The sequence below is a fragment of the Klebsiella sp. MISC125 genome (genome assembly GCF_051131775.1).
In the GTDB taxonomy this organism is placed as follows: Bacteria; Pseudomonadota; Gammaproteobacteria; order Enterobacterales; family Enterobacteriaceae; genus Klebsiella.
The window spans coordinates 1,414,429-1,441,096 of the sequence record NZ_CP180448.1; the positions used below are offsets into that span (position 1 = coordinate 1,414,429).

Consider the following 26,668-nt stretch of genomic DNA (forward strand, 5'->3'; position numbering starts at 1 on the left):
GAATGAGCGTATTAATTGCATTGTTGCAGGCGCTGGTGTTGTTTGCCGCCGCGCCGCTGTTGTCCGGGATCACTCGCGTTGCGCGCGCGCGTCTGCATAACCGCCGTGGTCCCGGCGTGTTGCAGGAGTATCGCGACATCATCAAACTGCTGGGCCGTCAGAGCATTGGCCCTGATGCCTCCGGCTGGGTGTTCCGCCTGACGCCGTACGTGATGGTCGGCGTGATGCTGACCATCGCCACCGCGCTGCCGGTGGTGACCGTTGACTCGCCAATGACGGGGTTGGGTGACCTGATTACCCTGATCTACCTGTTCGCCATCGCCCGCTTCTTCTTTGCCATTTCCGGCCTGGATACCGGCAGCCCGTTTACCGCTATCGGAGCCAGCCGCGAGGCGATGCTCGGCGTGCTGGTGGAGCCGATTCTGCTGCTCGGCCTGTGGGTTGCGGCGCAGGTCGCGGGTTCTACCCATATCAGCAGCATCACCGACACCATTTACCACTGGCCTGCCGCGCGCAGCATTCCGCTGATTCTGGCGCTGTGCGCCTGCGCCTTCGCCACCTTTATCGAAATGGGCAAGTTGCCGTTCGACCTGGCAGAAGCGGAGCAGGAGCTTCAGGAAGGCCCGCTCTCAGAATACAGCGGAAGCGGCTTCGGCGTGCTGAAGTGGGGCATCAGCCTTAAACAGCTGGTGGTGTTGCAGATGTTTGTCGGCGTGTTTATCCCGTGGGGGCAGATGACCAGTTTTAGCGTCGGCGGTCTGCTGCTGGCGTTAGTGGTTGCCGTCGTCAAGCTGGTGGCTGGCGTACTGATTATCGCCCTGTTCGAAAACAGCATGGCGCGTCTGCGCCTGGATATCACCGGGCGCATTACCTGGGCCGGGTTCGGTTTAGCCTTTTTAGCCTTCGTCTCCTTGCTGGTGGCGTGATTTAAGAGAGTTTGAGCATGTCTGAAGAAAAAATCGGTCAACACTATCTCGCCGCACTGCATCAGGCCTTTCCGGGCGTGGTGCTGGATGAAGCCTGGCAGACCAAAGACCAGCTTACCGTGACGGTGAAGGTCAACTATTTACCGGAAGTGGTCGAGTTCCTTTACTACAAGCAGGGCGGCTGGCTGTCGGTGCTGTTTGGCAACGACGAACGCAAGCTGAACGGCCACTACGCCGTCTACTACGTGCTGTCGATGGAGCAGGGGACGAAGTGCTGGATCACCGTGCGCGTGGAAGTGGATGCCAATAAGCCGGAATATCCGTCCGTCACGCCGCGCGTGCCCGCCGCCGTTTGGGGCGAGCGCGAAGTGCGCGATATGTACGGCCTGGTGCCGGTGGGGCTGCCGGACGAACGTCGCCTGGTGCTGCCGGACGATTGGCCGGATGAGCTGTATCCGCTGCGTAAAGACAGCATGGATTACCGTCAGCGCCCGGCACCGACCACCGATGCTGAAACCTATGAATTCATTAATGAACTGGGTACGAAAAAGAACAACGTGGTGCCGATTGGCCCGCTGCACGTGACTTCCGATGAACCGGGCCACTTCCGCCTGTTCGTTGACGGCGAAAATATTATCGACGCCGACTATCGCCTGTTCTACGTCCATCGCGGTATGGAAAAGCTGGCGGAAACCCGCATGGGCTACAACGAAGTCACCTTCCTGTCGGATCGCGTGTGCGGCATCTGCGGCTTTGCCCACAGTACCGCCTACACCACCTCCGTCGAGAACGCGATGGGCATCGTGGTGCCGGAACGTGCGCAGATGATCCGCGCCATTCTGCTGGAAGTTGAGCGTCTGCACTCGCACCTGCTCAACCTCGGCCTGGCCTGCCACTTCACCGGCTTCGACTCCGGGTTTATGCAGTTCTTCCGCGTTCGCGAAACGTCGATGAAGATGGCGGAAATTCTCACCGGGGCGCGCAAAACCTACGGCCTGAACCTGATTGGCGGCATCCGTCGCGACCTGCTGAAAGAGGACATGATCCAGACCCGTCAGCTGGCGCAGCAGATGCGCCGCGACGTGCAGGAGCTGGTGGATATGCTGCTCAGCACGCCGAATATGGAACAGCGCACTGTGGGCATTGGTCGTCTCGACCCACAGATCGCCCGCGATTTCAGCAACGTCGGCCCGATGGTGCGTGCCAGCGGTCATGCCCGCGACACCCGCGCCGATCACCCGTTTGTCGGTTACGGCCTGCTGCCGATGGAAGTGCACAGCGAGCAGGGCTGCGACGTGATTTCGCGCCTGAAGGTGCGCATCAACGAAGTCTATACCGCGCTAAACATGATCGACTTCGGCCTCGATAACTTGCCGGGCGGCCCACTAGCGGTAGAAGGTTTCACCTATATTCCGCACCGCTTCGCGCTGGGTTTCTCGGAAGCGCCGCGCGGGGATGATATCCACTGGAGCATGACCGGCGACAACCAGAAGCTATACCGCTGGCGCTGCCGGGCGGCGACCTACGCCAACTGGCCGACTCTGCGCTATATGCTGCGCGGCAACACCGTGTCCGATGCGCCGCTGATTATCGGTAGCCTCGACCCTTGCTACTCCTGTACTGACCGCATGACCGTGGTCGATGTGCGCAAGAAGAAGAGCAAAGTGGTGCCGTACAAAGAGCTGGAGCGCTACAGCATCGAGCGTAAGAACTCGCCGCTGAAATAATTGAGCCATTGCGTGGGGTTTTCCGACCCTCACCCTCTCCCTGGGAGGATGAGGGGACAGATTGGCGCTGTGGGCAAGTCCGAACGCCGTCTGTACTTCTCCCTCTCCCTTTGGGAAGAGGGCCGGGGTGAGGGTAAAAACACCGCACGTAAGCTGGGAGCAACTAATTAATGTTTACCTTTATTAAAAAAGTTATTAAGACCGGCACCGCGACGCATTCATACCCGCTGGAGCCGATGCCGGTGGATAAAAATTTCCGCGGCAAGCCGGAGCACAATCCGCAGCAGTGCATTGGTTGTGCGGCCTGCGTTAACGCCTGCCCATCGAACGCCTTGACGGTCGAGACCGATCTGAGCACCAACCAGCTGGCGTGGCAGTTCAACCTTGGGCGCTGCATTTTCTGCGGACGCTGTGAAGAAGTTTGCCCGACGGCGGCAATCAAGCTCTCTCAGGAGTACGAGCTGGCGGTGTGGAAGAAAGAGGATTTTCTCCAGCAATCGCGTTTCGACATCTGCCACTGCCGGGTGTGCGAACGCCCGTTCGCCGTGCAAAAAGAGATCGACTACGCCATCGCGCTGCTTAAGCACAACGGCGACACCCGTGCCGAGCTGCATCGCGAAAGCTTTGAGACCTGCCCGGAGTGCAAACGCCAGAAATGTCTGGTGCCGTCCGATCGTATTGAACTGACTCGCCATATGAGAGAGGCCAGCTGATGAGCAATTTATTAGGCCCGCGCGACGACAACGGCATCCCGGTGCCGATGACGGTGGATGAATCCATCGCCAGCATGAAAACCGCGTTGCTGAAGAAAATTAAGCGCTCCGCCTATGTCTACCGCGTGGACTGCGGCGGTTGTAACGGCTGCGAAATCGAGATTTTCGCCACCCTGTCGCCGCTGTTTGATGCCGAGCGTTTTGGGATCAAAGTGGTCCCTTCGCCGCGACATGCCGATATTCTGCTGTTTACCGGGGCGGTGACCCGCGCGATGCGTTCGCCTGCATTACGCGCCTGGCAGTCTGCGCCGGACCCGAAAATTTGTATCTCCTACGGCGCATGCGGCAACAGCGGCGGCATCTTCCATGACCTCTACTGCGTGTGGGGCGGGACCGACAAAATCGTGCCGGTAGATGTTTATATTCCCGGCTGCCCGCCGACGCCAGCCGCGACGCTGTACGGCTTCGCCATGGCGCTGGGCCTGCTGGAGCAGAAAATCCACGCTCGCCTGCCTGGCGAACAGGACGAACAAGCGGCTGAGATTCTTCACCCGGACATGGTGCAGCCGCTGCGCGTACGTATCGACCGCGAAGCGCGCCGCCTGGCGGGCTATCGCTACGGTCGCCAGATTGCCGACGACTATATGCGCCTGCTCGGACAGGGCGATAATCAGGTGGTTCGCTGGCTGGAGGCGGAGAAAGATCCGCGTCTGACCGAGATCGTCACCCATCTTAACCAGGTGGTAGAGGGAGCGCGTATCCGATGAGCGAAACGGTGGTGTTCAGTCAGCTGAGCCGTAAATTTATTGATGAGAACGATGCCACGCCCGATCAGGCGCAGCAGGTGGTCTATTACAGCCTGGCGATTGGCCACCACCTCGGCGTGATCGACTGCCTGGAGGCGGCGCTGAGCTGTCCGTGGGAGGCGTATCTGGCGTGGATTGCCACCCTCGAAGAGGGCAGTACCGCGCGGCGCAAAATGGAAGGCGTGCCGAAATACGGCGAGATTGTCATCGACAGCAATCACGTGGCCATGCTCGCCAACGCCTTCGATAAAGCGCAGGCCGGGCAAACCCCTGAGCAGCAGGCGTGGAGCAAAATTATGCTCAGCATGCTGCATGATATTCACCAGGAAAGCGCCATCTACCTGATGGTAAGGAGACTCCGTGACTGACGTTTTACTCTGTGTTGGCAACAGCATGATGGGTGACGACGGCGCAGGCCCGCTGCTGGCGGAGATGTGCACCGCTAATCCGGTTGGCGATTGGGTAGTGATTGACGGCGGCAGCGCCCCGGAAAACGACATCGTCGCTATTCGTGAACTGCGCCCCGACCGGCTGCTGATCGTCGATGCCACCGATATGGGGCTCAATCCAGGCGAAATCCGCATCGTCGACCCGGACGATATCGCCGAGATGTTTATGATGACCACCCACAATATGCCGCTTAACTATCTTATCGATCAGCTGAAAGAGGATATCGGCGAGGTGATCTTCTTAGGCATTCAGCCGGATATCGTCGGCTTCTACTATCCAATGACCCAGCCGATTAAGGATGCGGTCGAGGTGGTATATCAAAAGCTGAACGGCTGGCAGGGGAGCGGTGGGTTTTCGCAGTTGGAGGCGGTGGAAGAGTAAGATTAATGTCGGAGAGCCGATACTCTCCGGCAAGATTCGCTTCAAAAAGCCAGGCTGGAATAACGTTATCGACGCTTCTGTCTGGTTTGTGCTTCGGCCAGCATACTGGCTGGCACAACCCTGCCTTCATACATCACATATTCCCCGGTAGCGAGTTTGCGTTCTGCGGTATTTTTGGCGGCTTGTTTTAACTTACGATCCAGTACGGCTGATATCTGATCGCCGGTTAGAATATGAATAGTATTGCGTGATGATGGCATAGCCCCTCCCTGTATCGCCCGAGCGATTATAATTAGTTGTTAATGGAATAACTTTTTGTTTAAGTTCTACATCAACGGTAAAGCCTAATGCCCTGTCATACAAACCCAGTAATCTGGGGCGGGCAGCATACCAACAATATATACCTGCTTTAGAAATATTGTAATGGTCGTATATTGCACTGGAAACAGCGGCGCATAATTCTCTGCTTGCTCGATGATTGAGCCTGACATGCTCAAACTCATTTCGATCCTCGGAAAGGTCAAAGCTCACTATCCATCCTCCACTATCAGGAAGCGTAACTGGATTTCCATCGTGCACCAAAGTACCGACCATACCTTCCAGAGTTGATTGACCAGTCATGCGTAGAAAACCGATGGTATAGCGGTAACCATTCCTGAGCGATCCTGCCCAAAAATCTCTGGTTATATATTCGAAATTTTTATTTCCTGTAGAGAAATCATAAGGGTCATCCTCACTAGTGTTATTCGCTTCTGTTTGATCTTCAAAATCATGCCAGGTCCAGTGATACAAATTCACCTCCAATCCTTGAGTTTTATTACTTGGGGAGCTAAATCTTCTTTTCTGATGAGTAAATTGCCAGAATAAAATAAAAAATGCCAACCGAAAACTGGAATGATGCTCCACAAAATAAAATGCAAACAATGAAAATGGAAAAATAAAATAATAATTAGGATAGAGTAAATAAATTCGCACTATACTCTGGTGAGGCATTGTTACACTTATCGGAGAATATATGCCATTCACTAAACTTTGACAGCAGGGGGAGGGGCGGTAGTCGTGACTATACCTGGAAAGATTGCATCAATGATGGGCTGGAGAGTGGGACCACCGCTGAGCGTTAAAGCAGACGGCGATACGGTATGTATGACCCTGATAAAACACCGCGCACGGGGTTGCCGTTCGGTATCTGAAATACTGGACGGAATAGATGAAAATGAGATAGCAGACTGGTGTACTGAGCTTCACTGAAGGATTTGTCAGCAGTGCGCCCGGCCTCAGCAAAGCCAGAGCGCCGCAATTATTCAATTCAACCTTCAGCCTGGATAATTAACTTCCCTTGCATCACCAATACCTTTACCGTCGTACCTATAGGAAATCCCGCCGCTTCCAGCCAGTCGCCATTGAGATTCAACGATGAATGCTGCTGACCGCGTTGACTTTGCCGGGTTTTGCGCCTGATATAACCCACTTTTAAATGACGAAAGGGCCTGGTAATAAGCGACTCCGTTTTATTGTTTTCTTCTGTCATGGTTTTCTCCACATTTTATTTATTTGTCACTGGGCAAGCGATATGTTGTGAAACTCTATTTTGCGTTTAAAAACTACTGAATAAAATGCCAGTAAAAAAACAGAATGGCAAACCTGAAACTGGAGGCAAGCTCGACAAAATAAAATGCAAAAAATGAAACTGGAAATATTAGGTTATGACTAACTCGAATAAGATTTTTTAGGTTGTTTTATTCAGGGTAATAATAGTGACGTGAAATGGGTCGTGTAAAATATTCTGTATGGAATATTGGGGCTGCCGGGTGCCATTCCCGGAGGCGATGCTGTGCATCTGTTCGGGCTACCGGCCCGCAGACGTTGATGAACAAGCGCAGCGCGAGCCGGGAAAATTTCCGTGTTGCAGGTGTTTGTGAGGCTGAGGATCCCTCAGCCTGTGGGGCAAACTACGCCAAATCTTCTCCGTTGCTGGCTATTACCTTTTTATACCACCAGAACGATTTTTTGCGTTTGCGCGCCAGCGTGCCGTGGCCTGCGTCGTCGCGGTCAACGTAGACAAAGCCGTAGCGCTTACTCATCTCGCCGGTAGAAGCAGAAACCAGATCGATACAGCCCCAACTGGTGTAACCCATCACCGGAATGCCGTCTTCGATGGCGTCGCCCATCGCTTTAATATGCTCGCGCAGATAGCTAATACGATAGTCGTCGTTAATCTCGCCGTTGGCGTCAATCTCATCGCGCGCGCCGAGGCCGTTCTCCACCAGGAACAGCGGCTTCTGATAGCGGTCATACATCATATTCATGGTGATGCGCAGGCCGAGCGGGTCGATACCCCAGCCCCATTCGCTGGCCTGAATATGCGGATTCTTCAGCGACTTAACGATATTGGCGGCATTGGTGTTATTGGCGTTCATCTCCGCCGAGGCGCAACGCGAGGCGTAGTAGCTAAAAGAGACGAAATCGACGGTATTTTGCAGGATTTCATCATCACCCGCTTCTTTCACAACCGTCACGCCTTTCTCGCGAAATACCCGTGCGGCCCATACCGGATACGCACCGCGCGCCTGCACATCGATAAAGAACAGATTCTCGCGGTCTTTCTCTAACGCCATCCACACGTCTTGCGGCTTACAGGAGTAAGGATAGAAATTGCCGCCCGCCAGCATACAGCCGACCTGATTTTGCGGGTTTACCTCATGGGCGATTTTGGTGGCTAAGGCGCTGGCTATCAGTTCATGATGCGCGGCCTGGTATTTCACCTGATCCTGATTCTCGCCCTCTTCAAACACCAGCCCGGCTCCGGAGAACGGGCTATGCAGCATAATATTGATTTCATTGAAGGTGAGCCAGTATTTCACTAAACCATCAAAAGCTTCAAAGCAGGTGCGGGCATAGCGGGTGAAAAATTCCACCATTTTACGATTGCGCCAGGAGCCATATTCCGTCACCAGATGCATCGGCACGTCGAAATGGCACAGCGTCACCAGCGGCTCGATATGGTGCTTTTTGCACTCCTCGAACAGCGAACGGTAGAAGGCGATCCCTTCTTGATTCGGCTCTTGTTCATCACCTTTCGGAAACAGGCGGCTCCAGGCGATAGAGGTGCGAAATACGCTAAAACCCATCTCCGCCATCAGGGCGATATCTTCTTTATAACGATGATAAAAATCGATGGCCTCGTGGCTCGGGTAAAATTCATCGTCGCGCAGCTCAAAACGCTTTTCCAGCCCCAGCTTGACCGGCAGGCGGTGAGCGCCGTGGGGAATGGTATCGACGGTGGTCAGCCCTTTACCGCCCTCCAGATATGCCCCTTCGGACTGGTTGGCGGCCAGTGCGCCGCCCCATAAAAATCCCTGTGGAAAAGTCGCCATGCGTTACCTCATTATCAAAATTGTGTTCAGGCGTGTGATGTTTGAGCCGTGGCCTGGCGCTGTCTGGCGTCAGCAGCGGCCTCTTCAACTGGAATATCTTCAAAGCCGAGCAGCAGGGTCAGGACAAACGACAGCACTACCGCCAGCGCCATGACGCCAAAGACCCAGACGATAGTCATCGGATTAGCCGGGTCGAAGAACTGGACGCTGGTAAACAGGCCCGGCGCCGCCATTGAGTGGCTGGCGAGCCCGGCAATCCCGGCCACCGCGCCGCAGATAAAGCCGCTGATCAGGCTGGCAATCAGCGGTCGCTTCAGGCGCACCGCCACGCCGTACAGCGCGGGTTCGGAAATCCCCGCCAGAATGGCAGAAGCCGCGGCCGCCAGCGCCGTCTGGCGCAATTCCGGGTTTTTGGTTTTCCACGCCACCGCCAGCGATGAGCCACCCAGCGACAGGTTCGCGCCGATTTCAGACGGCATGACCATGCCCTCTTTGCCGGTTTCGGCAATGGTTTGAATGATGGTCGGGGTAAAGACGCGGTGCATTCCGGTCATCACCAGCAGTGGCCACAGTGCGCCCATAATCGCCACCGACAGCCAGCCCAGGTAGCTATGAATGGTATAAACCAGCGCGGAAATGGCGCTACCAATCCAGATGCCGAGCGGGCCAATCAGCAGAATCGACAACGGGGCGGCAATCAGCACGATGAGCATGGGTTTAAGGAAGTTTTTGGTGACCGCCGGGGTGATACGGTCGACCCAGCGTTCGATATAAGAGAGACACCAGGTCATCACCAGCGCCGGGATCACGGTATAGGTGTATTTCACCGCCGTCACCGGAATAAAAGCGAACTCAACGTGCTCGCCCTGAGCGGCTTTCGCCATCAGCTCGATAAAGCTCGGGTGCACCAGCACCCCGGCAATTGCAATCGCCAGCGACATATTGGTTTTGAATTTCACCGCCGCGGAAGCTGCCACCATTAGTGGCAGGAAGAAGAACGCGCCGTCGCCGATTACCGTCAAAATGGTCAGCGTTGGCGCCCCTTTGGGCAGCACGCCGGTCATCTCGAGGATCATCGCCAGCAGCTTAACCATCGATCCGCCGATAATCGCCGGGATCAGCGGCGACATGGTGCCGATCAGCGCATCAAGGATCCCTGCTCCGATGCGTTTTAAGGTGATAGGCGGTTTCCCTTGCGGTTCGGCAGGGCGCAGATCCCCCGGCAGCAGGGCTACCACCTCGCGATACGCCTGGGAGACGGTATTACCGATGATCACCTGACACTGGTTGTCGCTACGCACCACGCCGAGTACGCCTTTTAGCCCTTTCAAAGTGGCGCTATCAACCTGCTCGCTGTCTTTGACCACGAAACGCAGGCGTGTCATACAGTGAGTAATGGCGGCGACGTTATCTACGCCACCTATCGCCGTGATGATCTGCTGCGCCAGGGCTGCATAGTTTTTAGACATCGGATTTTATCCTGTTTATCAATGGGGTACTGGCTTGTCATCGCGCCGTAAACGGAGCGGTATCATGCATACATAGGAAACCGGTTCCACATAATCATCAATAGTTTCATTTGTAGTTACAAGATATAAAAAATTAAGATCTGAATTTTGTGATTTTGATCGCTTTGTCAGCAAAGGGAGAGATGTGTGCAAATGCTGAAAAAGCGCCGCGCGTGCAGTACACTGCGGGCAACATTGGCAACAGGAATAACCACATGGCAACAATGCTGGAGGTCGCGAAGCGCGCGGGGGTGTCGAAAGCCACCGTTTCGCGGGTGCTGTCGGGGAACGGCTATGTCAGTCAGGAGACCAAAGACCGCGTGTTCCAGGCGGTGGCTGAAAGCGGCTATCGGCCTAATCTGCTGGCGCGTAACCTGGCGACCAAAAAGACGCAGACCCTTGGGCTGGTGGTGACCAATACCCTCTATCACGGCGTCTACTTCAGCGAGTTGCTCTATCACGTGGCGCGGATGACCGAAGACAAAGGGCGGCAGCTGATCCTCGCCGACGGCAAACACAGCGCGGAGGAAGAGCGCGAGGCGATTCAGTATCTGCTCGACCTGCGCTGCGACGCGATTATTATCTATCCGCGCTTTCTTAGCGTTGATGAGATGGATGAGATTATCGAGAGCCATGAGCAGCCGATTATGGTGCTCAACCGCCGCCTGCGCCGCAACGCCAGCCATTGCGTCTGGTCCGATCAAAAGGCCTCAGCGATGATGACGGTGGAAAAGCTCATTGAACTGGGTCATCGCGACATCGCCTTTATTACCGGTTCGCTGGATTCGCCAACCGGCGTTGAGCGTCTCTCGGGCTATAAAGATGCGTTGTCTCGCCACGGCATCGACCTGAACAACGATTTGATTGTTGAAGGAAGGTGGACGCCGGAAACCGGTGCCGCCGGGGTGGAGACGCTGCGCCAGCGTAACGCCCGCTACAGCGCGCTGGTGGCGAGCAACGACGATATGGCGATCGGTGCGATGAAGCAGCTGCATCTGCACGGTGTTAAGGTGCCGGAGCAGGTATCGGTAGTCGGTTTTGATGATATTGTGCTGGCACCCTATATGGTGCCATCGCTCTCCAGCGTGAAAGTACCGGTCACGGAGATGATCAAAGAGAGCATTAACCGGCTGATTTTTATGCTCGACGGCGGTGATTTAAAATATCAGCAAACCTTCCCCGGCGAGCTGATTGAACGCGACTCGATGGTTCCCGGCCCGCATGCCTGACGTCGTCATCTGTCATCGTCAGTTGTGACGATGACATTGTTCCTGTTATTTATTCCCTTTATTATCAATGCAATAAAAATTGGAACGTATTATGCATACTCCGGCGCATAACCTTCTTACAGCTGGAGAAATGGATGAACCGTTTCATTATCGCCGACGCGAGCAAATGCATCGGCTGCCGCACCTGTGAAGTGGCCTGCGTGGTCTCTCATCAGGAACATCAGGACTGCGCCGCGCTGACGCCAAAAAACTTTTTACCGCGTATTCACGTGATTAAAGGCGTCAATGTGTCGACGGCCACCGCCTGTCGTCAGTGCGAAGACGCGCCGTGCGCTAACGTCTGCCCGAACGGCGCAATCAGCCGCGAAAAGGGTTTTGTCCACGTGATGCAAGAACGCTGTATTGGCTGTAAAACCTGCGTGGTGGCCTGCCCGTATGGCGCGATGGAAGTGGTAGTGCGCCCGGTTATCCGCAACAGCGGCGCGGGTCTGAACGTGCTGGCGGAAAAAGCCGAAGCTAATAAGTGCGACCTGTGCTATCACCGTGAGGAAGGCCCGGCCTGTATGGATGCCTGCCCAACTCACGCGCTGATTTGCGTCGACCGTAACAAGCTCGAACAGATGAATATCGAAAAACGCCGCCGCACGGCGCTGGCCTGGTAATTTGGCCGCGCGATGAACGGGGTGCAAATTCGCATTCGCGGTAAAGTGCAGGGGGTGGGATTCCGCCCCTTTGTCTGGCAGCTGGCGCAGGAGCTGGGGCTATGTGGCGACGTATGCAACGACGGCGATGGCGTACTGGTGCGGCTTGGTGGCGGTGATGCGGCGTTCCTCGCCGCTTTAACCCAGCGCTGCCCGCCGCTGGCGCGGATCGACAGCACGCAAGGTCAGCCGTTTGCCTGGGCCATCGCGCCGTCGGGTTTCACCATCCGACAAAGCGGAGCCGGGAGCATGCGTACGCAGATTGTGCCCGATGCCGCCACCTGCCCGGCGTGCCTTGCGGAGATGAATAACCCGCAGGAGCGCCGCTACCGCTACCCGTTTATCAACTGCACCCACTGCGGGCCGCGCTTTACTATTATTCGCGCCATGCCCTATGACCGCCCGCTGACCTCCATGTCTCCGTTTCCTCTTTGTTCGTCCTGTGCGGCGGAGTACGGTAATCCTGCCGATCGCCGTTTTCATGCTCAGCCGGTGGCCTGCGCCGAGTGCGGGCCGCAGCTGGAATGGCGTGGCGCGGCGGAGAACCTGCTTGGCGATGCCGCTTTAGAAACGGCAATTGCCCGTCTGATGGCGGGGGACATCGTGGCGGTGAAAGGGCTGGGCGGTTTTCATCTGGTATGCGATGCCGGAAATCGTGATGCGGTGGCGACGCTGCGGGCGCGCAAGCATCGTCCGGCAAAACCGCTGGCGGTGATGCTGGCGACAACGACGGGACTGCCCGAACAGGCGCTTAAGCTGCTGACATCCCCCGCCGCGCCGATCGTGCTGCTGAATAAAGCGCAGGTTGCTGGCCTGTGCGACCAAATTGCGCCAGGGCTTGCGGAAGTAGGGGGGATGTTGCCGTCTAATCCATTGCAGCATTTACTTTCGCAGGCGCTGGCGCGTCCTTTAGTGATGACCTCTGGTAACCTTAGCGGTCGCCCGCCCGCGTTGACCAACGACCAGGCGCTGGCGGATCTCGCCGGGATTGCCGACGGTTTTCTGCTGCATAATCGCGAGATTGTGCAGCGGATGGATGATTCCGTGGTGCGGCAAAGCGGCGAGATGCTGCGCCGCGCTCGCGGCTATGTGCCGGACGCGCTGCCGCTTCCGCCGGGATTCCACGATGTACCGCCGCTGCTGGCCCTCGGCGCGGATATGAAAAATACCTTTTGCCTGCTGCGCGGCGATGAAGCGGTGCTCAGTCAGCATTTTGGCGACCTCGGTGAGGAAGGCGTAGAAGGGCAGTGGCGACAGGCGCTGCATTTGATGCAGGAGATCTACGCTTTTACGCCGCAGCGGGTGGTGGCTGATGCCCATCCCGGCTATCGCGCCTCGCAGTGGGCGGCGTCGCTTATGCTGCCGGTTGAGCGGGTGTTGCATCATCATGCCCACGCTGCCGCGTGCCTGGCCGAGCATCGCTGGCCGCTGGACGGCGGCGACGTGATTGCCCTGACGCTCGACGGCATCGGGATGGGGGAGAATGGCGAACTGTGGGGCGGCGAGTGCCTGCGGGTTAATTATCGCGAGTGCGAACGGCTTGGCGGTTTGCCCGCGGTGGCGCTGCCCGGCGGTGACTTCGCCGCCCGTCAGCCGTGGCGCAATCTGCTCGCTCAGTGCCTGGCGTTTGTGTCTGACTGGCAGAGCTATGTCGAAACCGCCGTGCTGCGTCAGCAAAACTGGCCACTGCTGGCGCGGGCCATTGAGCGCGGCATTAATGTGCCTAAAGCGTCGTCGTGCGGACGTCTGTTTGACGCCGTCGCCTGCGCGTTGGGCTGCGCGCCGCAAACCCTGAGCTATGAGGGCGAGGCGGCCTGTCGACTGGAGGCGCTGGCGGCAACCTGCGAGAGCGTTGATCACCCGGTGATGTTACCGTGGCGCGACGGCGCGCTGGACCTGGCGATGTTCTGGCAGCAGTGGCTCGGCTGGCAGGCCAATCCGGCGCAAAAAGCCTGGGCTTTTCACGATGCTCTGGCCTGCGGGCTGGCGGCGATGATGCGTGATTGTGCGAACGCGCGGGACATTCACACCCTGGCTTTTGGTGGCGGAGTACTGCATAACCGGCTGCTGGCGGCGCGATTAGCCTTTTATCTTCATGATTTTACTCTGTTGTTTCCGCAGCAACTACCCGCAGGCGATGGGGCGCTCGCCCTCGGCCAGGCGGTTATCGCTGCGGCCCGTCTTCAGGCTTAAAGGACACCAATATGATAATGATGATTTTGCGCCAGCAGCCGCGCGCAGCGGCGCTGGTGCTGGCATTAATTGCGGCCAATTTGCTGGCCTGGGGCTGGGCGTTTGTCGCGTTCGGCGGCAGCGGCGCGCTAATGGCTGCCAGCCTGCTGGCCTGGGGTTACGGCCTGCGCCATGCGGTGGATGCCGATCATATCGCAGCAATTGATAACGTGACCCGCAAAATGATGCAGCAGGGGCGACGGCCTTTCGGTGTTGGCGCGTGGTTTTCGCTGGGCCACTCGTCAATTGTGGTGCTCGCTTCGGCGGCGATTGCCGCGACCGCCACCGCGTTTGGTCAACAGATGAGTTGGTTTCACGATACCGGCAGCGTGATCGGCACCGCCGTGTCGGCGCTATTTTTGCTGGCGATGGCGTTTATCAACCTGGTGATTTTGCGCAGCGTCTGGCGCAGCTTTCAGGCGTGGAAGCAGGGTGAAAAGGTGAGTGATGAGATGGCGACCGGCGGCGGCATGATGAGCTGGCTGTTTGGTAAGACCTTCCGCCTGATTAGCCGTAGCTGGCAGATGTACCTGGTGGGCTTTCTGTTTGGTCTCGGCTTTGATACGGCGACGGAGATTGGCGTATTGGGGATCTCCGCTGCCAGCGCATCGAGCGGGATGTCAATCTGGTCGATTATGGTTTTTCCGGCGCTGTTTGCCAGCGGCATGGCGCTGGTGGATACGCTCGATAACGTGCTGATGGTCGGCGCTTACGGTTGGGCGTTCAGCAAGCCGCAGCGCAAGCTCTATTACAATATGACCATTACCGAGACGTCGGTGGTGGTGGCGCTGTTTATCGGCGGGCTGGAAGCGCTGGGGCTGTTGATGGATAAGTTTTCTCTGAGCGGTGGGGTCTGGCGCTGGGTTGGCGCGTTGAACGACAATCTTGGCAACGCTGGTTTTGTGGTGGTCGGGCTGTTTGTTGCCTGCTGGGTGCTGTCGGTGCTCAACTACCGCTGGCGCGGGTACGATAATCTGGCGCGGTAGGTTGGCGTTTTTCCCGGCTCGCGCTGCGCTTAGCCGGGCTACCAGGGCAGCATTGCGGAATATTGTCCCGGAGGCGATGCTGCGCATCTGTCCGGGCTACCAAACCCCAACGGCTACCAGGCAGAGGAATCGTGCGGTTGAGTAGCCCGGGTAAGGCGTTTACGCCGCGACCCGGGATGAAGCATCAGCCGGATATATCAGGTTAACGACCTGAAACTCCGTTTTAAAAGCATTCCTGATATAACGACTCCATACCCTGCGCAGGCGGAGATAGACATCAATATGACTCTTAGTGGGTTGCCACTGTACCAGGTGATAAACATATAGCCAAATATTGCCGCCATCATAATTAATGACCATTTCATTCTAATAAATACAGATATGAAAACTGCCGGAATGATTATTCCCAGGATATAAAACCTGACAAAAACTAAACCAACACCTCTACTGCGGGGATGGAAGTGTGCGATATACCATTCATATCCTGCATTGTGGATTAAAATAATAACGGCGCAACTGAGCAAAGCGAGCAATAGATTGAAAATTATGACTTTATTTTTTTTAAATTCCATATTGATTTAGCTGTCCTTTTATTTGACATCACCCAACATATGGATAATAGCATCCCACAAGGTTAACGTAAGATGTCTTTTCTGGGATCCCCGGCTTGCGCTGCGCTTAGCTGGGCTACCAGGGCAGCGGTGCGGAATATTGTCCCGGAGGCGATGCTGCGCATCTGTCCGGGCTTGTATGATGACTCCATCAGAAAGAACCGGCCAGTTCTCTCTGATGGCGGTCCGGATGCCGTGTCCGGGCTTAGGCTTTCGCGCCTGTTCCGTAGATCTTTGCACCGGACTGCCGTTCTTTCTCATGTGATAAACCGGACAGTATCATGGACCGGCTTTCACCGGTAACCCGTATTCGCAAGGTTGGTTTCACTATGGAAAATAAACTGTACTTCATCGGCATTGATGTAGCCAAAGCTAAGCTCGATGTTGATATCCTGCGCCCTGATGGTCGGCATCGCGGTAAAAAATTCGAAAATACGCCCTCCGGACATGAAGCGCTTGTCCGCTGGCTTCGCAGCCATGATGTGAACCATGCCCATGTCTGCATGGAGTCCACCAGTACCTACATGGAAGAGGCTGCCGCGTATCTGAGTGATGCCGGTTATACCGTCTCCATTATCAACCCCGCCCTGAGTGCCGCCTTCGCCCGTAGTGAAGGGTTGCGCAGTAAAACCGACAAAGTCGATGCCCGTATGCTGGCGCACTTCTGCCGGGAGAAACGTCCGTCAGCATGGGAGGCACCGCACCCGACAGAGCGAGCCCTGAAAGCGCTGGTGTTACGGCATCAGGCGCTGACAGAGATGCAGACGCAGGAGAAAAACCGTCAGGAAACAGCCCCGGAGGTCCAGTTAGCGAGCATCGATGTGCTCCTGGAGTGCCTGAGTGCTGAACTGAAACGTATCGAAAAACAGATAAAAGACCTGACGGACAACGACCCGGATATGAAGCAACGGCGGAAGCTGCTGAACAGCATCCCGGGTATCGGCGAGAAAACGGCGGCGGTCCTGCTGGCGTATACGGGACTGAAGCTGAGGTTTGCCACAGCGCGGCAGTTCGCCGCGTATGCAGGGCTGACGCCGGTGCAGCATGAGTCAGGCAGTAGCGTGATGCGGGCGAGCCGGATGAGTAAAGCGGGTCCGGTTCAGTTGCGCAGAGCATTATATATGCCAGCAATATCAGCGCTGTATCACACGGCGTGGGGAAAAGCGTTCAGAAAGAGACTGGAAGGGAATGGCAAACGCGCGAAAGTTATCATAGGGGCGATGATGCGCAAGCTGGCGCAGGTGGCGTACGGAGTGCTGAAGTCAGGGGAGCCGTTCGATGCGTCACAACATGGAATAGCGGTAGCGTAGGGACGAAAAGACTGCGGGAATAGAAAAACAGCACCCAGAGGGTGCTGTCGGTGGTGTGTCTGTCATCCAGAAACCGGAGAGAGCCCCGCAACTAAAAATGGTTGCCGATGCTCACAGTATCTACCAAATCCCAACGGCTACCGGAGCAGAGGAATCGTACGGTGGGGTAGCCCGGACAGGCGCAACGCGCCGCCTCCGGGGATAACGTCAGTCCATACAGGCTAACTCACCAACTGCTTGAGCAGCGCAAAGGCGTCTTTCATGCGATCCTCGCTAACCACAAAGGCGCGTAGCTGGTTTTCGGCATCCACGCCTTTTGCGACCAGACCGTCTTTGGCGGCAACGATATTCCACGTCAGATCCTCGCGTCGGGTATCGCCCGCCAGATGCAGCGGTAAATCCGGCGTTTTGACCTTCACCAGCATCGGCGGCAGCTTCAGCTCGCCCTGCTGGGTCAGCAGATTTTTACCCAGGCACATGGCGCTCAGCAGAATCGGTTGCAGGAACGGCAACACCATGCCGTTGATTTCCGCGCAGTCGCCGAGAGCGTAAATCGCCGGATGGCTGGTTTGCAGCTGGCTGTTTACCACCACGCCGCGATTAATCTCCAGACCCGCATGCCGCGCCAGCGCTGTTTCCGGGCGCAGGCCGGCGGCAGCGACCACCACATCAACGGTCACTGTGCGCTGACGGTCAAGGGTGACGCGAATGCCGTCGGCGTTTTGCTCCAGGCTTTCCAGCTGGGATTTCAGCATCAAGTGCACGCCCATATCGGTCAGACGATGCTGCAGGCGGCTGCTGGCCTCCGGCGGCATCAGCGCCGACAGCACGCTGGCGGAGTTATCCACCACCGTCACCGCTTTCCCGGCGCGGCAGAAATCCATCGCCAGCTCGCAGCCAATCAACCCGCCGCCGACGATCAGCACGCGTCTGGCGTCATGCAGCTGACTCTGCGCTGCGCCGTACTCACGCTGGCTGTTGAGGGTCAGCATCAGCTCGCGTCCCGGCACCGGCGGAATAAACGGCGTCGCGCCGGTGGCCAGCACCAGTTTGTCATAGCGCCACTCGCGGTCCTGGCTTTTCACTACCTGATTCCCGGCGTCGATATCGCTCACCCAGGTATGCGGGAACAGGCGCAAATTGTACTGCTCGGCAAACTCTCCCGCCGTTTGCAGGGTCAGGTCGTCGGCTTTCTGACCACGGCTGACTACATGGCTGAGGTCCGGTTTGTTGTACTCATCCATGCTGTCGGCGGCGATCAGGGTCAGCGGGATTTGCGGGTCCTGCTTGCGGATATTTTTCACCAGCTGACGGGCCGCGAAGCCCGAGCCGATGATGACGATGCCATCACTCATTTTGCCTCCGATGCCAGAACATCAAACACATCTTTACCCAGCGAGCATTCCGGGCAGAGGAAGTTATCCGGGACTTCGCTCCACGGCGTACCCGGCTGGACGTCCTGGTTCGGCTCGCCTTTTTCTGGATCGTAAATCCACTGACACACACTGCACTGCATCATCGGTCCGAGGTCGGCTGCCGCTGCGGCGGCACAGGCGCAGGCTTCTTGTGCCTGGTCTGGTTTGGCAGCGGCTTCCGGCAGCGGAGCCAGCGCCCACTGACGAGCAATTTCGCGACCATGCTGACGGCAAATTTCCAGCGCGTCGAGATCCGGACGCCATTTGGCCTTCAGGCTCAGGGACATTTCAAAACCGGCATCCTGTAAACGGGTAGAGAGACGGTCAACCGCGCCGCCGCTCCAGCCGTGGGAACCAAAGGCGCTGGCGTGCTTGTTGCGAAAACGCAGGCCGGTCATCTCTTCCACCAGCCCGGCGATTTTCGGCATCATTACGTTGTTCATGGTGGAGGTGCCGACCAGCACGCCTTTGGAGCGGAACACGTTGGTCAGAATTTCGTTTTTATCGCTGCGGGCGACGTTAAAGATTTTCACCGCCACGTTCGGGTCAACTTCGTTGATGCCCTGGCCAATCGCATCCGCCATCATGCGGGTGTTATTGGACATGGTGTCGTAGAAAATGGTGATACGGTCTTCCTGATAGTCCGCCGCCCATTTCAGGTACAGCTCAACGATCTGGGTTGGATTTTCACGCCATACCACGCCGTGGGAGGTGGCAATCATGTCGACCGGCAGATTGAAGCCGAGGATTTCGGTGATTTTCGGCGTCACCAGGCGGCTGAACGGGGTCAGGATGTTGGCGTAGTAGCGCTGGCACTGCTCGAATAGTTCGGTCTGGTCAACTTCGTCGTTGAACAGGCGTTCGTCGCAGTAGTGCTGGCCGAAAGCGTCGTTACTGAACAGTACCGCATCGCCGGTCATATAGGTCATCATGCTGTCCGGCCAGTGCAGCATCGGGGTTTCCACAAAAATCAGCTGTTTGCCGTTACCGATATCCAGGCTGTCGCCGGTTTTCACTACGTTAAAATTCCACTCCGGATGGTGATGGTGACCGGTGATGGAGTCGATGGCGTTGTTGGTGCAGTAGATCGGGGTGTCCGGAATGCAGGACATCAGTTCGGTTAGCGCGCCAGCATGATCCTCTTCGGCGTGGTTAATAATGATGTAGTCGATATCGGCGAGGTCGATTTCGCTGCGCAGATTCTGCACGAATTCACGGCTGAATTTATGATCGACGGTATCGATCAGCACATTTTTTTCTTCGCGGATGAGATAGCTGTTGTAGCTGCTGCCGCGCAGCGTTTTGTATTCTGTTCCGTGGAAATCACGCACTTCCCAGTCACGTTGGCCAACCCAATGAATGTTATTTTTAACCAGAATAGACATAGCAACCTCAATTAATTCAGCATTGTTCAAATAAGATGTTTTGCTTATATCAAGTTGCGTGCCAACTTTTTAATTAATTGAATTTAAAGGTTTTAATGTTTTTATCTAAATTTGTTGATGTCAAAATGACAATGGTTAAAATAGTCGTTATGACTATCTTTACTGTCAGAATGACTATGAGGCGACAATGAGTTTCTCCGTCGAGGCCCTGGCGAAAATCGCCATTGATTTGCAAAGCGATATCGGTCATGCCGACCGTTTCTCGCGCCTGATTACCACCCTGCGGCAGATTCTCGGCTGCGATGCTTCGGCGCTGCTGCGCTACGAAGCGCATCAGTTTGTGCCGCTGGCGATTGATGGCCTGGCGCAGGATGTACTTGGGCGACGCTTCGCCCTTGAAGGTCACCCGCGGCTGGAGGCGATTGCTCGCGCCGGGGATGTGGTGCGGTTCCCGGCAGACAGCGACCTGCCGGACCCTTACGACGGATTAATTCCCGGACAGGAGAGCCTGAAGGTACATGCCTGCGTCGGGCTGCCGCTATTTGCCGGACAAACCCTGATTGGTGCGCTGACTCTCGACGGCATGGATGCAGATCGCTTCGACAGCTTTAGCGATGAGGAGCTGCGCCTGATTGCCGCTCTGGTAGCCGGGGCGCTGAATAACGCGCTGCTGATTGCCCGGCTGGAGAATCAAAACGTGCTACCGGAGCAGGCTATCGCTTACCCGGCGTCCGAGCGTCAGGAGATAATTGGCCTGTCGGCACCGATTTTACAGCTGAAAAAAGAGATCGATATCGTCGCAGCTTCCGATCTGAACGTCCTGATTAGCGGTGAAACCGGCACCGGCAAGGAGCTGGTGGCGAAGGCGGTGCATCAGGGGTCGCCGCGTGCAGCCAACCCGCTGGTGTATCTCAACTGCGCAGCGCTACCGGAGAGCGTGGCGGAAAGCGAGCTGTTTGGTCACGTTAAAGGGGCGTTTACCGGGGCGATAAGTAACCGCAGCGGCAAGTTTGAAATGGCGGACAACGGGACCCTGTTCCTCGATGAAATTGGCGAGCTGTCGCTGGCGCTACAGGCCAAGCTACTGCGGGTGCTGCAGTATGGCGACATTCAGCGCGTCGGCGATGACCGCAGCCTGCGGGTTGATGTGCGGGTGCTGGCGGCGACCAACCGCGACCTGCGTCAGGAGGTGGTGGAAGGGCGTTTTCGTGCCGACCTTTATCATCGTCTGAGCGTGTTCCCGCTGTCGGTTCCGGCGCTGCGCGAGCGGGAAAACGACGTGGTGCTGTTGGCGGGGTATTTCTGCGAGCAGTGCCGTTTGCGCATGGGGCTGTCGCAGGTGATTTTAAGCGACACGACGCGGGCGAGGCTGCGCGCCTGGCTGTGGCCGGGGAACGTGCGTGAGCTGGAACATGCGATCCATCGCGCGGTGGTGCTGGCGCGGGCGACGCAGGCGGGTAATGAGGTGGTGCTGGAGCCGCAGCATTTTCAGTTCGCCGTGGAAACGCCGGTCCTGCCGAGCGCAAGCCCGCAGCCGGTGACGGAGGTGGTGAATTTACGCGAGGCGACGGAAGCCTTCCAGCGCGAAGCGATTGCCAGAGCGCTGGCGGATAACAGCCGGAACTGGGCCGCCGCCGCCCGCGCGCTGGATCTCGACGTCGCCAACCTGCATCGGCTGGCGAAGCGTCTGGGACTTAAAGGATCCCGGCCTGATAAAAGTTCTGCAGGTTAATCGCGCCGACCAGCTGTCCGTTGTCATCGACCACCGGAGCGGCGCTGATTTTGTGCTTCATCAGGCGCTCTTTAGCTTCTACTGCGCGGCTTTCTGATTGCAGGGTTACGCCGTTGCGGGTCATCGCCAGGCTGACGACATCTTGCAAACTGCCGCCGCCTACCAGCCAGCGGCGCAGGTCGCCGTCGGTAAACACGCCCTGGACGTGATTGTGCTCATCGCAGACCGCCACCAGTCCCAGGCCAGTGCGGCTGAGTTCGAGCATCGCGTCCATCACGCTGGTATCAACATCCACGCGCGGCACGTCGCCATCGCGGCGCATGAGATGGTGAACTTTGTTCAGCAGTCGTGCGCCCAGCGCGCCAGCCGGGTGCGAGCGGGCAAAATCTTCTTCATTAAAGCCGCGAGCCTGCATCACCGCCATCGCCAGCGCGTCGCCGAGCATCAGTGTGTTGACGGTACTGGAGGTCGGGGCGAGGTGCATCGGGCAGGCTTCGCGTTCCACGGCGATATCAAGAACGGCTTTGGCGGCCAGCGCCAGCGGAGAGGTGGATTTACCGGTCATCGCCAGCAGTGGTATGGACCGTTCTTCCAGCCGTGGGACGATAAGATCCAGTTCTTTAGCGCCGCCGGAGTAGGAAATAAACAGCATCACGTCGCGGCTATCGAGCATTCCGAGGTCGCCGTGTAACGCTTCCGCCGGATGGACGAAAAATGCCGGGGTGCCGGTGCTGGCGAATGTAGCGGCCAGCTTTTTGCCGATGTGGCCCGATTTACCGATCCCGGAGACCACCAGTTTGCCCTCGCAGTGGATGATGATTTCCGCTGCGCGGATGAAGTCGTCGCCCAGGCGTTCAGGCAGGCGGCTCGCCTCCTGAAGCTCCAGCAGTAGGGTCTGGCGTCCGGCTTCTAACAGAAAGTTACTCATGATGTTCTCCAGTAATAATGACTTCGATGCCTTTTTCTTCCAGCGCCCGCTGGAATTCAGGGTCGATGTTGGCATCGGTAATCAGTTTGTCCACGCTCTCCAGGCCGCAGACGATATTGGGACTTTTGCGGCCAAACTTCGATGAGTCGGCCATCAGGATAACCTCGCGGGCGGCATTGCACATCGCTTTGCTGACCGTATAAACCTCATTAAAGGTGGTGACGCCGGCGATTAAATCAATCCCGTCGGTGCCCATAAATAGTCGGTCAAAGCTGAAGTGCTCGAAGGCGTTTTCCGCCAGCTGGCCGTGAAAGGAGGCCGATTTTTTACGGAAGGTGCCGCCTGGCATCAGGATAGTTTGTTCGTTATCCAGCTCGGAGAGGGCGTTGACGATATGCAGGCTGTTGGTCATCACCGTGATGTTATTGAAGCGGCTGAGCATTGGTACCATTTGCAGGACCGTGCTGCCGGCGTCAAGAATGATCGAGTCGCCATCGTGAATAAAGCGAACGGCGGCTTCGGCAATCCGCTCTTTTTTATGAGTGTTGATGAGCGTTTTGTGGTCGATGGGCGGGTCGGCCTCGTCTTTATTTAACACCACGCCGCCGTAGGTGCGGATAACGGTACCGGCATTCTCAAGGATGACCAGATCCTTGCGGATGGTGGTACCGGTGGTGTCGAAGTGTTGCGCCAGCTCTTCAACCGAGCATTTGCCCTGCGCTTGCAGGTGCTCGAGAATGGCTGCCTGGCGCTGACGTGGTTTCATAGGCGTTGTATCCTGCGTTTAAAGTTTCGAAATGATAATTTCGCAAGATATTAACTTTCACAACGAAATTATCCATGTTTCGGATTAAGCGCTAATAATAGTGCATTCTGACAGAGCGGATCATTGGGAAAGATCACATCAGGCTGCAATTCCTTGAGATGTTTGCCGTTGAGAGCGGGAATTTTTTGTGGTCTGGCAAAGACGGTGAGACCTTTCATTAACAGCGTATCGCGAATGCGATCGTGTTCGTCGACGGCGATGGCGACGACGGCGCGCGGCTTGAAGCGGCCCGAGGAGCGACCCACGCCGACCCGGCCCTGTTGGCATAGCTGGTCAAAGGCGCGGTTGAACTGGCGGATTTGCCAGCCGCCAAAGGCGAGTTGGGTTATCCAGGCGATGGCGGCGACGGTGATGAGTGCGGTAACCATAAAATCTCCTTAAGGTGCGTGCGATATTCCCCCGGAGGCGGCGCGTTGCGCCTGTCCGGGCTACCAGACAGCTGCATAATCGGTAGCCCGGACAGATGCGCAGCATCGCCTCCGGGAAAACAGCGCGCAACGTTTTAAAACATCACCTGCCCGCCGGTGACGTTGATGGACTGCCCGGTGCAGTAAGAAGCCTGCGGGCTGGCGTAAAACATCAGCACATTGAGCACGTCCTGATAATCGCAACCGCGCTTGAGCGGAACTTTATCGACGTAATACTGTTCAACTTCGTTCTCGGCAATCCCCAATTTGGTGGCGTACTGCGGCAGTAGCGACTGGAACATCGGCGACTTCAGCAGGTTACCCAGCATCAGCGAATGGACGGTAATACCGTATTCTGCGAGGTCCAGCGCCAGAGACTGCGTCAGCCCCACGCCGCCAAACTTCGCCGCGCTGTAGCCAGAGTTATGCTTACTGCCCACTTTGCCGGATTTCGAGTTGATCTGGATGATGCGTCCTTTTATACCGTCGCGGATCATCAGCCGCGAAAACTCGCGGGCGCAGAGGAAGTAGCCCACCAGATTAACCTGCAGCGAGCGATCGAAATCGCCCAACGCGAAGTCGCTGATAAAGGCCGCTTTGGCGATCCCGGCGCTGTAGACCAGCAGATCGACACGGGAAAATATTTCGTCTACGCCGCGGGCGAGGGCGACGACGCTGGCTTCGCTGGTGGCGTCGGCACCAAAGCCGTACGCCGTTCCTTCGCCATATTCGGCGTTAATGGCCTGCGCGACGCGGGTCGCTTTATCGCTCTGAATATCGACAACCGCCACGCGATAGCCCTCTGCGGCAAGGCCGCGACACAGAAACTCCCCTAAGGTTTGTCCCCCACCAATGACAACAGCAACCTGATTCATAATTTTCTCCTTACAACTTAAGCAACAAATTTCAGTACGCAGCCGGTGGCGATCTCTTCCGGCACCGGGCCCGCCACGTGGACGGTTCCGGGGAATTCCGCTTCGCGGTGACCATCGAAACGCAGCGTGATATGGCCAAGCTCGCGCAGATTCTGCTCGGCAACGTCGCCGACGGCGGTCACCGGATAGCGCTGTTCGCCAAGCTGAAGCTCCGCGCCCGGAACCAGCGAGCCGGATAGCTCGCCGTGGTTGTGAATAAAGCAATACTCTTCGATATCGGCTGGGGCTCCTTCGCGAAAGGTGATCAGCATCTGGTCTTCCAGTGCCATCGTCGCACTGGCGCCGATACGCGTAATGGTGGTCTGGTAAATCACGGTCATCTTCAGGAACCTCTTATTGGTAAATAAACCCGGAAACGAACCAGGCGATCAGCACCGTTGGGGCGCCGGTCAGGAAGCGGCTCACCAGCACCGACGGGACGCCGACGCGCACGGTGTCCTGTCGCGCTTCCGCCAGCGACAGACCAACCGGGATAAAGTCGCAGGCGGCCTGGGCGTTAATGGCAAACAGTGCGGGCAGGGCGAGGTGTGGCGGAATATTGCCAAGACCAATCTGCACGCCAATCAGTACGCCGATAACCTGGGCGATGACCGCGCCTGGGCCGAGGAACGGTGACAGCAGCGGGAAGGAGCAGATCAGCGCCAAAGTGACGAGACCCAGAGGATGGCTGGCGAGCGGTGCCAGACCGTGGGCAATCCAGTCGCCGACGCCGGAGGCCATGATGATGCCGATCAGCGCCGAGACGAAGGCCATAAACGGCAGGATGGTTTTCAGCACCGTATCGATGGTATCGCGACCGGCCTGGAACAGCACTGCGACCACGGAACCCATGCCCATGCCGACCTTCGCCAGCAGGCCGTCGCTCTGCTCGGTTATCTTCTTGCTGGTGTCATAGTCGCGGACCGCCGGTTGAGCTGGCGTGTCCTGTGGCGCAGGGGAGTCGTTATCTGTTAAGACGTGAATGTTCTCGCTTTTAACTCCGGAAACGTAAATATCCTCGACGATGTACTGCGCCAGCGGCCCGGATTTGCCGGTAGCGTGGATATTAATGGTCGGGATACGACGCTTTGGGTAGATGCCGCAGCGCAGGGTGCCGCCGCAGTCGATAATCGCCACGCCGATTTCCGCTTCCGGCGGTTCGCCCTCTTTGAAGCCATCGACCGCCTGCCAGCCGGTGAGGCTCGCAATTTTATCGACGATCGCCGGACGGGTGCCTGCGGTGATATAGACAATCTTTTTACCGGCAACTACGTCCAGTTCGAGCGGGCCGCCCCAGCCACCGGTGCCTTTTTCAATACGAATACGCGTCATGATGTTGCTCCTGACAGATGGACTTTCTGCTCAAGTTGGATGGCCATTTTCTTCTCAAAAATCGACGTGGTCAGGTCGGTCACCCAGCCACGGAAGAAGTTTGTCACCAGGCCCACCAGCAGATAGCTCACCGCCAGCGGCCCTAACGGCAGGCCGAGAGTGGTCAGCCCGTTGGCGATCCCGAGATAGACGAACAGCTCGCCGGGGTTGATATGGGGAAACAGACCGTTCATCGAATGGCAGCTGTAGGAGGCCGCCGCGTAGTAGCTGGGTTTATATTTCTCGGGCATAAAGCGCCCGAGGCTCAGGGTCATGGGGTTACAGAAAACGAAGGTACCGATGCAGGGCAGCAGCAGGTAGCGGGAGATCGGATTACCGGCGCAGCGTTGCGCCAGCTTTTCGATCCGCTGCTGACCAATAAAGTTGATCAAGGCGTTCATGATCACCAGCAGACTGATCAGCAAAGGCAGGATCCCGGTGACCATACCGGTAAACACCTCACCTCCCTTCTGAAACAGGCCGATAAACCATTCGGCACCGTGGGTAATGACTTCAATCATTGTTCTCTCCTTCAGCGTGTTATTTTTCTTGCTAACTGGCGGCTAATTTTAATCACTTTGAAAGATTTAAAAGTGTTAGTTTGATCGCAAAATGAAAGATAAACATTTTATTTTGAAAGATTGTGACTGAGGAAGAGAAAAGAATGTGACGAGCAATGAGGTAAAAATGGCAATAAAAAAGAATTTCAGTCGCTGCCGCTTCCTTGTGAGCG

Annotated in this window: 25 protein-coding genes; 12 read left to right on the top strand and 13 right to left on the bottom strand. The window is 56.8% G+C overall.

Going from position 1 to position 26,668, the window contains the following annotated elements:
* Positions 1-2 precede the first annotated feature (2 nt).
* From ACMYSL_RS06730 to hycI, 6 genes are all read left to right on the top strand, one after another.
* On the top strand, positions 3-926 hold the full coding sequence (locus ACMYSL_RS06730) for a respiratory chain complex I subunit 1 family protein (protein ID WP_434661911.1): 924 nt from the start codon (positions 3-5) through the stop codon (positions 924-926).
* Positions 927-943: 17 nt separating this feature from the next.
* Entirely contained in the window at positions 944-2,653 is a 1,710-nt protein-coding gene (gene hycE, locus ACMYSL_RS06735; RefSeq protein WP_182234396.1) for a formate hydrogenlyase subunit HycE, read from the top strand.
* A 170-nt stretch (positions 2,654-2,823) separates the two neighbouring features.
* Positions 2,824-3,366 (top strand): formate hydrogenlyase complex iron-sulfur subunit, encoded by a 543-nt coding sequence (locus ACMYSL_RS06740; RefSeq protein ID WP_139539505.1) that lies wholly within the window; start codon positions 2,824-2,826, stop codon positions 3,364-3,366.
* On the top strand, positions 3,366-4,133 hold the full coding sequence (locus tag ACMYSL_RS06745; RefSeq protein ID WP_434661913.1) for an NADH-quinone oxidoreductase subunit B family protein: 768 nt from the start codon (positions 3,366-3,368) through the stop codon (positions 4,131-4,133). The genes ACMYSL_RS06740 and ACMYSL_RS06745 overlap by 1 nt, the downstream gene beginning before the upstream one ends.
* Positions 4,130-4,540 carry a formate hydrogenlyase maturation HycH family protein gene (locus ACMYSL_RS06750; RefSeq protein ID WP_182234386.1) on the top strand — a complete coding sequence of 137 codons (411 nt, stop codon included), beginning with the start codon at positions 4,130-4,132 and terminating at the stop codon, positions 4,538-4,540. The genes ACMYSL_RS06745 and ACMYSL_RS06750 overlap by 4 nt, the downstream gene beginning before the upstream one ends.
* On the top strand, positions 4,533-5,003 hold the full coding sequence (hycI, locus tag ACMYSL_RS06755; RefSeq protein WP_434661916.1) for a hydrogenase maturation peptidase HycI: 471 nt from the start codon (positions 4,533-4,535) through the stop codon (positions 5,001-5,003). The genes ACMYSL_RS06750 and hycI overlap by 8 nt, the downstream gene beginning before the upstream one ends.
* Positions 5,004-5,195: 192 nt before the next feature.
* On the opposite strand, the gene ACMYSL_RS06760 is transcribed toward hycI, so the two are convergent.
* The 4 genes from ACMYSL_RS06760 to ascF all read right to left on the bottom strand — a co-directional run bounded on the left by ACMYSL_RS06760 (position 5,196) and on the right by ascF (position 9,849).
* Complete coding sequence (locus ACMYSL_RS06760; protein WP_434661918.1) at positions 5,196-5,996, bottom strand: hypothetical protein; 801 nt, start codon at positions 5,994-5,996, stop codon at positions 5,196-5,198.
* Positions 5,997-6,312: 316 nt separating this feature from the next.
* Positions 6,313-6,534 (bottom strand): SymE family type I addiction module toxin, encoded by a 222-nt coding sequence (locus ACMYSL_RS06765; RefSeq protein ID WP_304253044.1) that lies wholly within the window; start codon positions 6,532-6,534, stop codon positions 6,313-6,315.
* A gap of 421 nt (positions 6,535-6,955) precedes the next feature.
* A complete protein-coding gene (locus tag ACMYSL_RS06770) occupies positions 6,956-8,380 on the bottom strand; it encodes a 6-phospho-beta-glucosidase (RefSeq protein ID WP_182234379.1) in 1,425 nt (474 codons plus the stop codon).
* Positions 8,381-8,406: 26 nt separating this feature from the next.
* Positions 8,407-9,849 carry a PTS cellobiose/arbutin/salicin transporter subunit IIBC gene (ascF, locus tag ACMYSL_RS06775; RefSeq protein ID WP_434661920.1) on the bottom strand — a complete coding sequence of 481 codons (1,443 nt, stop codon included), beginning with the start codon at positions 9,847-9,849 and terminating at the stop codon, positions 8,407-8,409.
* A 254-nt stretch (positions 9,850-10,103) separates the two neighbouring features.
* Here ascF and ACMYSL_RS06780 point away from each other — a divergent pair, with 254 nt between their 5' ends.
* The 5 genes from ACMYSL_RS06780 to ACMYSL_RS06800 all read left to right on the top strand — a co-directional run bounded on the left by ACMYSL_RS06780 (position 10,104) and on the right by ACMYSL_RS06800 (position 16,957).
* Positions 10,104-11,117: a LacI family DNA-binding transcriptional regulator gene (locus ACMYSL_RS06780; protein ID WP_181485185.1), complete on the top strand. Its 1,014-nt coding sequence runs from the start codon at positions 10,104-10,106 to the stop codon at positions 11,115-11,117.
* A 134-nt stretch (positions 11,118-11,251) separates the two neighbouring features.
* Positions 11,252-11,779, top strand: coding sequence for an electron transport protein HydN (gene hydN / locus ACMYSL_RS06785; RefSeq protein WP_110277002.1), 528 nt, complete (start codon positions 11,252-11,254; stop codon positions 11,777-11,779).
* A gap of 12 nt (positions 11,780-11,791) precedes the next feature.
* Positions 11,792-14,011 (top strand): carbamoyltransferase HypF, encoded by a 2,220-nt coding sequence (hypF, locus tag ACMYSL_RS06790; RefSeq protein WP_434661923.1) that lies wholly within the window; start codon positions 11,792-11,794, stop codon positions 14,009-14,011.
* Positions 14,012-14,022: 11 nt separating this feature from the next.
* A complete protein-coding gene (locus tag ACMYSL_RS06795) occupies positions 14,023-15,036 on the top strand; it encodes a HoxN/HupN/NixA family nickel/cobalt transporter (RefSeq protein ID WP_434661925.1) in 1,014 nt (337 codons plus the stop codon).
* 940 nt (positions 15,037-15,976) lie between these two features.
* Positions 15,977-16,957 carry an IS110 family transposase gene (locus ACMYSL_RS06800; protein ID WP_434663972.1) on the top strand — a complete coding sequence of 327 codons (981 nt, stop codon included), beginning with the start codon at positions 15,977-15,979 and terminating at the stop codon, positions 16,955-16,957.
* Positions 16,958-17,178: 221 nt separating this feature from the next.
* Here ACMYSL_RS06800 and norW read toward each other — a convergent pair whose 3' ends face one another.
* Both norW and norV read right to left on the bottom strand, forming a co-directional pair.
* Entirely contained in the window at positions 17,179-18,312 is a 1,134-nt protein-coding gene (norW, locus tag ACMYSL_RS06805; RefSeq protein ID WP_434661927.1) for an NADH:flavorubredoxin reductase NorW, read from the bottom strand.
* Positions 18,309-19,757, bottom strand: a complete 1,449-nt coding sequence (gene norV / locus ACMYSL_RS06810; RefSeq protein WP_434661929.1) for an anaerobic nitric oxide reductase flavorubredoxin — start codon at positions 19,755-19,757, stop codon at positions 18,309-18,311. The genes norW and norV overlap by 4 nt, the downstream gene beginning before the upstream one ends.
* Positions 19,758-19,944: 187 nt before the next feature.
* Here norV and norR point away from each other — a divergent pair, with 187 nt between their 5' ends.
* Entirely contained in the window at positions 19,945-21,489 is a 1,545-nt protein-coding gene (norR, locus tag ACMYSL_RS06815) for a nitric oxide reductase transcriptional regulator NorR (RefSeq protein ID WP_434661931.1), read from the top strand.
* Here norR and gutQ read toward each other — a convergent pair.
* The 7 genes from gutQ to srlA all read right to left on the bottom strand — a co-directional run bounded on the left by gutQ (position 21,452) and on the right by srlA (position 26,456).
* The gene (gutQ, locus tag ACMYSL_RS06820) at positions 21,452-22,417 is read right to left on the bottom strand and encodes an arabinose-5-phosphate isomerase GutQ (RefSeq protein WP_182234361.1); all 966 of its coding nucleotides are present in this window, start codon (positions 22,415-22,417) and stop codon (positions 21,452-21,454) included. The two genes, norR and gutQ, sit on opposite strands and share 38 nt — an antisense overlap.
* On the bottom strand, positions 22,410-23,183 hold the full coding sequence (gene srlR / locus ACMYSL_RS06825) for a glucitol operon DNA-binding transcriptional repressor SrlR (protein WP_182234359.1): 774 nt from the start codon (positions 23,181-23,183) through the stop codon (positions 22,410-22,412). The genes gutQ and srlR overlap by 8 nt, the downstream gene beginning before the upstream one ends.
* Positions 23,184-23,251: 68 nt before the next feature.
* Complete coding sequence (gene gutM, locus ACMYSL_RS06830; RefSeq protein WP_182234357.1) at positions 23,252-23,611, bottom strand: transcriptional regulator GutM; 360 nt, start codon at positions 23,609-23,611, stop codon at positions 23,252-23,254.
* Between the two features lie 134 nt (positions 23,612-23,745).
* Entirely contained in the window at positions 23,746-24,525 is a 780-nt protein-coding gene (gene srlD / locus ACMYSL_RS06835) for a sorbitol-6-phosphate dehydrogenase (RefSeq protein WP_182234355.1), read from the bottom strand.
* 17 nt (positions 24,526-24,542) lie between these two features.
* Complete coding sequence (gene srlB, locus ACMYSL_RS06840) at positions 24,543-24,905, bottom strand: PTS glucitol/sorbitol transporter subunit IIA (RefSeq protein WP_182234353.1); 363 nt, start codon at positions 24,903-24,905, stop codon at positions 24,543-24,545.
* 13 nt (positions 24,906-24,918) lie between these two features.
* A complete protein-coding gene (gene srlE, locus ACMYSL_RS06845; RefSeq protein WP_112213764.1) occupies positions 24,919-25,896 on the bottom strand; it encodes a PTS glucitol/sorbitol transporter subunit IIB in 978 nt (325 codons plus the stop codon).
* Positions 25,893-26,456 (bottom strand): PTS glucitol/sorbitol transporter subunit IIC, encoded by a 564-nt coding sequence (srlA, locus tag ACMYSL_RS06850; RefSeq protein WP_110277014.1) that lies wholly within the window; start codon positions 26,454-26,456, stop codon positions 25,893-25,895. Before srlA ends, srlE begins: the two co-directional genes overlap by 4 nt.
* Between the last annotated feature and the right edge of the window lie 212 nt (positions 26,457-26,668).